Origin of the sequence: uncultured Maricaulis sp. (assembly GCF_963976135.1) — a bacterium.
Classification (GTDB): Bacteria; Pseudomonadota; Alphaproteobacteria; order Caulobacterales; family Maricaulaceae; genus Maricaulis.
On the sequence record NZ_CAXBKN010000111.1, the window covers coordinates 1 to 7,742 of the forward strand.

The window sequence follows — 7,742 nt, forward strand, 5'->3', positions numbered from 1 at the left end:
TCGGTGCTGACGCGCGATATCATCATCAATGCCCTGGCCGAGGCGGCGGGCTAGGCGGCGTCAGTCGGGCGCTGCCGGGCAGGTGCCTGGCGGGCCCATCGTGTCGGGCAGGGCTTCGCCATCGGCGGCCGGTGCGATCTCGGCGGCATCGTGCATCAGCGCGGAAATCTCGTGATAGATGCGCGCCTGGTCGGCGGATGTTTCAGCCGCGTTGAGCGCTTCCAGCCGGCGGGCCGCGTCGCCGGACATGCCGCGGAAGATGCAGCGCAAATCGACCGGACCGCCGGCCGCATCAATGGCGCGGCTCAGGCGCATCGCGTCGGCGGAGAACTGGTCGAGCGCGTATTGCAGCGGGTCGCCAAGCTCGATCCCGGCAGCCGGTGCGGCCGGCCGGGCCGCTGCATAATCGGCGCGCTCCCGGGCCTGGCTGGCGATCTGGCGCGCGGATTCGGCGAGATCGGCACCTGGTCCGGCGAGGGCCGTTGTGCTGAGGCAGAGCGTGGCGGCGAGGGCGGGCAGGATGTGGCGCATGACTGGCCTTCCGGTGGCGGACGATCAGTGTGAACCTTAGCAGGAACAGCTTGACCGCCGATGAACGGGGGCGCCAAACACTGCCGAACTGGTGAAAAAACTGGTCCGCAGGGACCGGTTCGATATTGAAGACCGCAGACACGCGGCCGTTTGCCTGCTTTACAGGGCCCGGTCGCCCAATGATCAAGCCGGAGACGTCCATGAGCGCGAAGAAACCCTTTCGTCCCAAGGCCCGCCGCCCGCGCGGTTTTGAAGATCGCAGCGGTTCGGTCCTGCGTGCCGAACGTCACCTCGTCGACACAGCCAGCCGGATCTATGATGACTGGGGTTTCGAGCCCCTGCAGACACCGGCTTTCGAATTCGCCGACGCGCTCGGCAAACACCTGCCCGACGAGGATCGTCCCAATGAGGGCGTGTTCGCGCTCGAGGATGATGATGGCCAATGGCTGTCGCTGCGCTATGACCACACCGCGCCGCTGGCGCGCTTCGTCGCCGAAAATTTCCAGGATCTGAACAAGCCCTATCGCCGCTATCAGTCCGGCGATGTCTGGCGCAATGAAAAGCCCGGCCCGGGCCGTTTCCGTCAGTTCGTCCAGTGCGATGCCGATACGGTTGGCGCGCCCGGACCGGCTGCTGACGCCGAGATGATCGCCCTGTCGGCCGAAGTGATGCGCGCCGTTGGCCTGGCCGATGGCGAGTATCTGATCCGGGTCAATGACCGGCGCATACTCGATGGTGTGCTGGAGACAATCGGGGCCAGCGATCCGGAACGCCGCATGCGCGTGTTGCGTGCTGCCGACAAGCTGGACCGGCTGGGCCGGGACGGTGTCGCCGATCTGCTCGGTGCCGGACGCAAGGATGAGTCGGGTGATTTCACCCAGGGCGCCGGGCTCGACCTCAAGGGTGTCGAGACGATATTGGCCTTCCTCGATTCCAGTGGCGGCAGCCGTACCGACGTGATCGGGCGGCTCGAACCCCTGGTCGGGCAATCGGAAGCGGGCCGCCTGGGTCTGGCTGCGCTGGGCGAGATCGACAAGGTCCTCTGCGCCATCGGTGTCGGCGATAGCCGCGCCGTCTTCGACCCCTCCGTCGTGCGCGGTCTGGGCTATTACACCGGCCCGGTCTATGAGGCCGAATTGCTCGCCACCGCGCATTATGACGATGGCAAGCCGATCCAGTTTGGTTCGGTCGGCGGCGGTGGCCGTTATGATGATCTCGTTGCCCGCTTCACCGGCCAGGCCGTTCCGGCGACCGGGTTTTCCTTTGGTGTCAGCCGCTTTGCCGCCGCGCTCGCAGCGCTCGGCCGGGTGGGTGCCGGGCAGGAACGTCCACTGGTGATCGTGATCGCGGCGGAGAAGGATCAGTCGGCGCGCTATCTCGCCATGGCGTCCGAGCTGCGCGCCGCCGGATTCCGCGCCGAAGCCTTTGCCGGCAATGGCAATATGGGCAAGCAGATGAAATATGCCGACCGCCGCGGTGCTGTCGCAGCGGTGATCATTGGCTCGGACGAGCGCGAACAGGGCCTCGTGACGATCAAGGATCTCAAGCTCGGCGCCCGGCTGGCCGCGGAAATCAGCGATAACAAGGAATGGCGCGAGGAGCAGCCGGCCCAGATGACGGTTGCATCCGATGCCTGGATCGAAGCGGTACGTGTCGTTGCGAGACGCGACGACAAGATGGTTTGAGCTGTTGATAAATAATCAGTCTGTCGCAGATTGCGATCACTAGGCTTGACCTCGCATGACGTCTACGTCAACGTCGCATCTGGACCGGGCCTGACCGTCTAGTCCTTGGCGTTTCGGGGAGAAACGTCCTTTATCGACCAACCGCAAATTTCGGGGCTGGCTTTGGCCAGCCCCGCCTTTTTGGGCATTTTCCGGCCTGGCGCAGACGGAAAGGCCGGCTTGCGCCGGCCTTGTCACAAATCAAAACGCGAGTGGCTGGCTGCCTAGTTCTCGTCATCAAGCTCGTCAGTCTCGAACTCGAATTCGAACACGCGGCGGGCGCCGTCATCATCATCACTGCGCAGGACAATCACCTGCCGCCCGGTCAGATCGACCTCATGGCTGCTGCCGTCATCACGGTCGAAGCGCACGATGCGCCGCTCGCGGTGGCGGCCGGCGGGGCCGCCGGAGAGCCGTTCGGCCTCGATCCGGTTGAGCCAGTCAACCAGGCTGTCGCCGGTCTGCTCCTCGCCATCAACCCAGACCTGGCGCCGTCCGTCATCATAGCGCTCGATGCGGACGCTTTGCTCCTGGTGCACATCACCATCGCCGGTCGTTTCCCAGCGCATCACATCGTGCCGCGCGATGCGGGCCTCGTTGCGCGCTTCGCGGGCCAGTTCGCGCGCTTCATTGCGCGCGGCCCGGATCTCGTCACGGGCGGCCCGCTCCGCATCGCGTTCGGCACGGGCGTGATCACGGTGGCTGCGCATTTCATCGCGCTCGGCGCGGGCTTCATCGCGACGGGCTTCATGCATTAGCTCGACGCGAACCCGGCGCCCTTCGTCGCGGGCCTCGCGCATTTCGACTTCCATTTCACGCATGGCCTCGCGAATTTCCGCGCGCGCATCCTCAAGGGCGGCGTTCACCTCCTGGCGTTCGGCCTCCGACAGGTCGTCCCAGTCGCTCGAATTGCCGGTGCGGAAGGTTTCGGAATCCAGCCCCGCGAGCGCGGCGGTGAGTGAGTCGAGGACCTCGGTACGCATGCCTTCGGAATCAAATTCAAAGCGGAAATCATGCATGCCCTCGGCCATGCGCGCGGTGTGCTCGGCCCGCTCGGCCATGTGGCGTGCAAAACGGCCATTGAAGCGATTGAAATCGCCATCGCGCAGGACCTGGATCTCGTCGCCCTCGACGATGATGACACCGCTTCCCTCGGTCTCGACCCGCTGGCCATCGATCATGACGCTGTCACCATCGATCACCACGGTCTGGCCGTTGACGGTCAGACGGGTCGCGGGGGCATCGCCCTGGATGTGGATGGTGCGTTCGCCATCCTCGCCGCGGATTTCAATCATGGTCGCGGGGGCGTCGGCGGCTCTGTCGCCATTGACGCGCAGGCGGGTGTGGCGGCTGTCGTCGTCAATCGCCCAGGCGGCCGTTCCGGCCAGGGTGATTGCCGCAGTGGCAAGCAGGATGGTCTTCATGAAATGTCCCTTTCATCGAATCTCGCCTTCATACTGCGCCGCGCTGTGTTACCACGCCTTGGCTCCGGGCTGAACTTTTGGAAAGGCTGCGCGGCCGGAACGAAAGAGGGCGCAACACCGGTCAGGTGCCGCGCCCAGTTACTAAAGGGGCCGTTGATCGTGAAAAGAACGGCTGAGACAAGACTGCCCGAGCCCGTCCGGCTCCAGCCTTGCTGCCGTGTGACCTTTTCGCAATGCAGGCGTGATGCCCGCTTGCGCGAGCGGCCCCGGCTTTGCATGGTGCCAGCAGACCTGTTTGGCTCTGGAGAGACTGATGACGCACCCCCTTGGTGGCCCGGACCGCCGCAGCGTCCTGCGCTGGGCGGCCGCCACAGCCGGCATGAGCCTGATGCCGGCATCCTTCGCGATGGCCGACGGGATGAGCCTGGACCAGCGGATCGGCCAGATGCTGCTGCTCGGATTTATCGGTTCGACGGTGGACACCGAAGGCGCTGACCAGATCGCCGGTCATCTGGGCGAGGGCCGTATCGGCGGCGTGCTTTTCCTGCGCCATAATGTGCGTTCGCGCGAAGGCGTTGAAGGTCTGACGGCTCGCTTCAGGGCGATTGCGCCCAGTGCCTGGATGGCGGTCGACCAGGAAGGTGGAGTGGTTCAGCGCCTGTCCCGTGATCTGGGCTATGGTGCTGTGCCGCGCGCACTTCTGGTGGCGCAGGCCGGCGATGCCGAGGCCGCGCATGCGGTCTACGCCGCCGCCGCGCAGGAATTCCGCGCTGCCGGCTTCAACATGAATCTGGCACCGGTCGCCGATCTCAATGACCCGGACAATGCCGTCATCGGCCGTCATGGCCGCGCCTATGGCGATGATGGCGTCACGGTCGCCGCCTATGCCAGCGCTTTCATCGATGCCTATCGCGAGGCCGGCGCCGTCTGTGCGATCAAGCATTTCCCCGGCCACGGACATTCGCGCGGCGATAGCCATGCCGGTTTTGTCGACATCACCGAGACCTGGACAGATGCCGAGCTCGACCCCTTCCGCCGCCTGATCGAGGCCGGTCAGGCGCGCCTCATCATGGGTGGCCATCTGACCCAGCGCGGGCTCGACCCGGCCGATGTGCCGGTGACTTTCTCGGCGCCGGTGATCGAGGGTCTGCTGCGGGGCCAGATGGGCTTTACCGGTGCCGTGATGACCGATGATCTCGACATGGCCGCGATCCGCGAGAATTACAGCCAGCGCGAAGCTGTGCTGCGCTCGATCGAGGCCGGCAATGACATCATCATGCTGTCCAATTCGGCCGCACCCGATCCGGAGCTGCCGCAGCGCATTGTCGACTGGGTGATCGAAGCCATTGTCGAGGGCCGCTTCACCGAAGCGCGCATCGACCAGTCGGTGGCGCGGATTGCGGCATTGCGGATGGCAGCTCCCCTCTGAGCGCGGTCGAAGTCCCGCCATGTCCGGTTTTTGCACCAGATTCAGAAGAATATTCCTGCGGCTTTCCTGATATTCGGCGATATTCATCTGGCATTCCCGACATGACTTTCAAAGACTGCGACAGATCAGGGCGATGTGTCCCGGGCATGTGATGAAAGGCGACGGTCAAGATGAAATTCGGAGATTACCTCAAGCGCGTTCGGGAGGGCCGCGGCTGGACCCAGCCCGAGGCGGCACTGAAGGTCCAGATCGAGCAATCCTATCTGTCAAAGTTGGAAACCGGTAAGTCCTACCCCTCGGCGGAGGTTTTCGCGCGCCTGCAATCGGCCTATGGGCTCGACCCGGCCGACATCGCACGCCAGCTTGACCCGGCTGAGATGGCCCAGTTGCACGACGTGGCACCGTTGCATGCCGCCGCGAATTCCATCCTGCGGCGGGCTGTTCAAGTCTCGCGCAGCTGGATGATTGCGGGCCTGGCATGCCTCTTCATCGGCGGCGCGTCGATCGGTCTTGCCTCGCTGGCTGAAGATGTGAGTTATGAGACGTATCTCTACCAGTCGCGCGGCGTCATTGCCGAGGGAGAGCATCAGGACATCTACGCTATTCTCACCCTCCCGGCGCGACCGGAAGGCGCAGTGATCGAATCCGGGGGCGAGGGGCAGACGGCCTTGCGGGCCCGGCAAATCGAAATGATGGGGCGTGTGGACGAGGAATTTCGCACGCTGCGCGAGGCACGCGGTGACGGTTTCTACGAGACCGTCGAGGGCGGGCGCCGATATTATGAACCCGTCGATTCCACTCAGGTTGTCATCGAGTCGCCGCTGCGCTGGTTCGGCGTGCCCGGCTTGATGTTCCTGCTTGGCAGCCTCGGCTGTTTCTTCATCAGCTTTCGCTGGAAATAGTGCCTGCCGGCGCACGTCGCCGACGATGAACCAGCGCCGCCCCGGCGCGGCGAACTGATTTACCCATCTCGGAGAAGACCATGTTTGAAATGCGAGCAATCGCAGCTGCATTCGTGTGCGCTGCGCTGACCCTTTTCCCCGGCCCGGGCTTGGCCCAGACCGTGATCGATACTGAACAACTCGGCACCCGCATTGATCGCTATTTCACGGCCTCGGCACAAAATGGCGTCGTCCCCGGCGCGATCATCGTCTCGAGGGGCGGGGAGCGGATTTACGAGGCCTATTATGGGCTCGCCGATCGCGCCGCGGGGCGTGGTTTTGGTGAGAACAGCATTTTCGATATCGGATCGCTCACCAAGCAATTCACCGCAGCGGCGATCCTCGTCCTCGCCGACCGCGGTGAAATCGCGCTGACCGACACGCTGGACCGGTATTTCGACAATGTGCCGGCCGACAAGGTTTCGATCACGATTGACCAGCTGCTGAGCCATTCCTCCGGTATATCGGATGATACCGGCGCCTTTGACGGTTCGGATTTCGGTCCCTTCATTTCCGAGCAGCAGGTCATGGCGATGGTGTTCGCGAGCCCGCTCACCTCACAGCCGGGTACGCGTTATGAATATACCAATGCGGGCTATTCCGTGCTGGCTGCGATCATCGAGCACGTGTCCGGGCAGGATTACGAGACTTTCCTGAGGCAGACCCTCTTTGAACCAGCCGGGATGCTCAACACCGGACAGCGCCAGCTGGCGTGGAGCGAGGACACGGCCGCGCGCGGCTATGACTACCGGCGTGCCGACCCGCAACGGGCCGATCTGGGGCATTTATTCCTGACCCGATGGCAGGACGAGCCGGTTTCCTGGCATTTGCTGGGCAATGGCGGCATCCACTCCACGCCCGCGGATATGGAGCGGTGGCATCGGGCGCTGCAGCAAGGGCGTATCCTGCCGCCTTCCTCCCTTCGGCTCTACCAGGAGCCCCATTCGCCAAGGGTCTCGCCGGCCAGTCCGGGTTTCACTCATTACGGCTATGGCTGGGCTGTGGGAAGCAATCCGGCAGGAGCACCGGTGCTCAGCCATAATGGCGGAAATTCCATCTTCTTTGCGTCCATCCACCGCTACATCCGGGACGATATTCTCATCATTCATATGACCAATGAGGCCAGCCGCGAGATTGAGCGCATGGGCTATGATGTCGGCCGGATGATCTTCGATCCAGCCTTTGAGCCCGCACCGATCCCGCCCTATGCGATCCGGCTGGCGCTCGAATTCGTCAATTCGCATGATATCGGCGATGCGCCACAGCTCATTCCCTACATCGAGGCGCGAACCGGCAAGGAGATCGAGGAGGCCTGGGTGCTCAATCGCGTCGGCTTCCGCCTGTTGGCTGAAGAGCGGTATGACTGGGCTGTCGCCGTACTGCGCGCCAATACCGAACTCTTCCCGGACGATGGAAACCTGCACGACAGTCTGGCCACCGGCTACAGGCAAGCCGGCGATCATGCCGCCGCTATCGCGGAGTTTCGCCGGGCGCTTGAACTGGCACCGCAGGATGGTGTGTGTTTCTGGTGCGCGGACTCAGCCCAGAGCCTCGCCGATCTGGGGCCGCTGCCGGATTGACGGTGCCACCGAATGTGGACGCAGCCCGGGCCGCCGTTGCGGCGCGCCCGGGCTTGTCGCCTATTCGCCTTCGCCGCGCAAATACGTATCCAGGAAGCTGAGATAGGCTTCTG

6 protein-coding genes are annotated in these 7,742 nt (G+C 64.0%); 4 read left to right on the plus strand and 2 right to left on the minus strand.

Going from position 1 to position 7,742, the window contains the following annotated elements:
• Window positions 1-60: 60 nt before the first annotated feature.
• On the minus strand, window positions 61-531 hold the full coding sequence (locus tag AAC023_RS12635) for a hypothetical protein (protein WP_339741553.1): 471 nt from the start codon (window positions 529-531) through the stop codon (window positions 61-63).
• 200 nt (window positions 532-731) lie between these two features.
• Here AAC023_RS12635 and hisS point away from each other — a divergent pair, with 200 nt between their 5' ends.
• A complete protein-coding gene (gene hisS, locus AAC023_RS12640; RefSeq protein WP_339741554.1) occupies window positions 732-2,216 on the plus strand; it encodes a histidine--tRNA ligase in 1,485 nt (494 codons plus the stop codon).
• 263 nt (window positions 2,217-2,479) lie between these two features.
• On the opposite strand, the gene AAC023_RS12645 is transcribed toward hisS, so the two are convergent.
• The gene (locus tag AAC023_RS12645; RefSeq protein WP_339741555.1) at window positions 2,480-3,679 is read right to left on the minus strand and encodes an ATP synthase F0 subunit B; all 1,200 of its coding nucleotides are present in this window, start codon (window positions 3,677-3,679) and stop codon (window positions 2,480-2,482) included.
• Window positions 3,680-3,992: 313 nt separating this feature from the next.
• Here AAC023_RS12645 and AAC023_RS12650 point away from each other — a divergent pair, with 313 nt between their 5' ends.
• The 3 genes from AAC023_RS12650 to AAC023_RS12660 all read left to right on the plus strand — a co-directional run bounded on the left by AAC023_RS12650 (window position 3,993) and on the right by AAC023_RS12660 (window position 7,629).
• Window positions 3,993-5,108, plus strand: a complete 1,116-nt coding sequence (locus AAC023_RS12650; protein WP_339741556.1) for a glycoside hydrolase family 3 N-terminal domain-containing protein — start codon at window positions 3,993-3,995, stop codon at window positions 5,106-5,108.
• A 170-nt stretch (window positions 5,109-5,278) separates the two neighbouring features.
• Window positions 5,279-6,010, plus strand: a complete 732-nt coding sequence (locus AAC023_RS12655) for a helix-turn-helix transcriptional regulator (protein ID WP_339741557.1) — start codon at window positions 5,279-5,281, stop codon at window positions 6,008-6,010.
• A gap of 80 nt (window positions 6,011-6,090) precedes the next feature.
• Window positions 6,091-7,629, plus strand: coding sequence for a serine hydrolase (locus AAC023_RS12660; protein WP_339741558.1), 1,539 nt, complete (start codon window positions 6,091-6,093; stop codon window positions 7,627-7,629).
• Window positions 7,630-7,742 lie beyond the last annotated feature (113 nt).